A 1,971-nucleotide genomic window follows, 5' to 3' on the forward strand; every position below is an offset into this window, starting at 1 on the left:
GGCGGTATTCATGGTCAGCAATGGTATTATCACCTTGTCGGCGTTCTTGCTCAGATCTCCCGGGGATTTGCGGTTGGCTTCGGTTATGATTTCTATATCGCCCAGCTTGGATTTGAGCAGATCAGGGCCGATAATGGCTTCCGCGGCCGGGGTCAAGACCACCTGCAGCCGGTAATTGGATGCGGCTATGGCCTGCAGTTGCCCCAATACCTCTTTTAATCCAATGGTTCCTCCGCTGAACAGAACTAAAGCCCGTTTACCTTGGGGAACCGGCGCTTTGCTTTCCTCCAGGGCGGTCATCTTTTTCAGGACCTCGTTGACAATTTGTTCGACCAGATCATTATCCATTTGTCTCACTCCTTGAATGATAATGCGATGCCCAGCGGTGTAACCAGATAAGGCAATTGGGGAACAAATGTCGGACATCCGGTTTCCTGCTGAATAACATAATCCAAACCCGGGTAGCTGCAGGTGCCCCCTACCAGATAAATGGCCCCGGGGGCACTGCCGGTCAGGTGCTGGTTGATTATGCTGGCGATTTTTTCAAAAACCGGCCGCACAACCGGGAACATCACCGCCTGCTCCCTGGGGTCGCGTTTTCTGGCCTCGGCTTCCTCGGTAGATATTTTGTAATTGCCGGCGATAACTAGGTCGAGATGAAACCCGCCGGTAGGCTCATCGGCGGTATAGATAACCCGGCCGTTTTCCAACACCGAAATGCCGGTGGTTCCGCCGCCCACATCCACAACCACCCCTTCATCAATTTCCAGCACCAGCGAGGCCGCAGTAGGTTCGTCGATGATCCGGGCTACCTCCAAATTGGCGGCTTCCAGGATATAAAGGGTGACTTTGCTGTTAGCCCCCTCAGTACCGGGGGGGATGGCGGAAGCCCCTTTGAACAGCTCCTGGCCCAGGCGCTGAGTCAGGGTTTGTATATGGCGGCGCACAATACCAACCGCCCCCGGATAATCGGTGACCATGCCTTCCCTCACCACCCGGGCCGGGGTGATTTCCCCGGTTATAGGGGTGCCAAGTGCATCAACCACCACACTGACTACATTGGCGGTGCCCACATCCACTCCCACGAACAGGGGGCCTGCTGCGGTTTCAACCTGGTTTTCTCCCATGCAGGCCGCCAGTTGATTAATCAAGAGATTGGCATTTTCCAATGGGTTCACTTTGGTTAGCATTTTAGTCATCCTCCGTCACCCCGGTTATGCTTTATGATGGATACACAGTGTACGCGGCTCCCCTTTGACTCGCGGGCAGGCCGGGTCGCCGCAAATGTTGCAGGTGGCAGGCCTGGCCGGCTCAGTCTTTTCCGCCGCATCCGGATCAGTTTCTATGGGGAGAGGCGTCTGATCCTGATTTTCATCGGCTGCGGAATCCGCCGGGGCGTCAGCGGGCCGCTCCGCATCAGTTTCCGCTTCACGCGGCTCCTCTGCCGCCGGTGCGGATGAAACCCCATCCGGCTCGCCTTTAGCCTCTGCGGCGTCCGGGACCGAATCCTGCCCTTTATCCTCAGCACTCTCCTCCCCGGGTTCGATGCCCGGAATGAATTCTTGCTCCCCATCCGCTGCTTCTATTGCTGGGGCGGGAGCCTCCGCGGGTTCCTCAGCCCTCACGGTTTGAGGCGTATCTATCAACTTTTCCAATTCATGGTGGGGCCTGGGTATCACCTTCTGGCTGACCACCCGGCCCACCCGTGAAGCTGCGGCCGTACCCGCGCTCACGGCCGCCTGAACTGCGGCCACATCGCCGGCAATCTTTACTGTTACCCAGCCCAGGCCGTTGGTTAATTCGTAGCCAAGCAGCTTTACATTGGCGGCTTTCACGGCTGTGTCAGCGAATTCAACGGCTGCGGTCAGCCCCACCGTTTCGACTAATCCCAGTGCTGTTCGGATCGCCACGTCTTTCCCTCCATTCCTATTACTAGCCCATCCCATTGACTCTCAGCAGCTCCGCTTTTTG

At 57.0% G+C, this 1,971-nt stretch carries 2 protein-coding genes and 1 pseudogene; all 3 read right to left on the bottom strand.

Going from position 1 to position 1,971, the window contains the following annotated elements; translation table 11 throughout:
- Positions 1–348 (bottom strand): annotated as a pseudogene (locus B3W37_RS16180) (hypothetical protein); the annotation flags it as partial.
- A 5-nt stretch (positions 349–353) separates the two neighbouring features.
- Entirely contained in the window at positions 354–1,190 is an 837-nt protein-coding gene (gene eutJ / locus B3W37_RS16185; RefSeq protein ID WP_483176437.1) for an ethanolamine utilization protein EutJ, read from the bottom strand.
- Between the two features lie 24 nt (positions 1,191–1,214).
- Positions 1,215–1,910, bottom strand: a complete 696-nt coding sequence (locus B3W37_RS16190) for a BMC domain-containing protein (protein WP_483176438.1) — start codon at positions 1,908–1,910, stop codon at positions 1,215–1,217.
- Positions 1,911–1,971 lie beyond the last annotated feature (61 nt).

The organism is Syntrophomonas sp. UBA5494, from assembly GCF_002426325.1.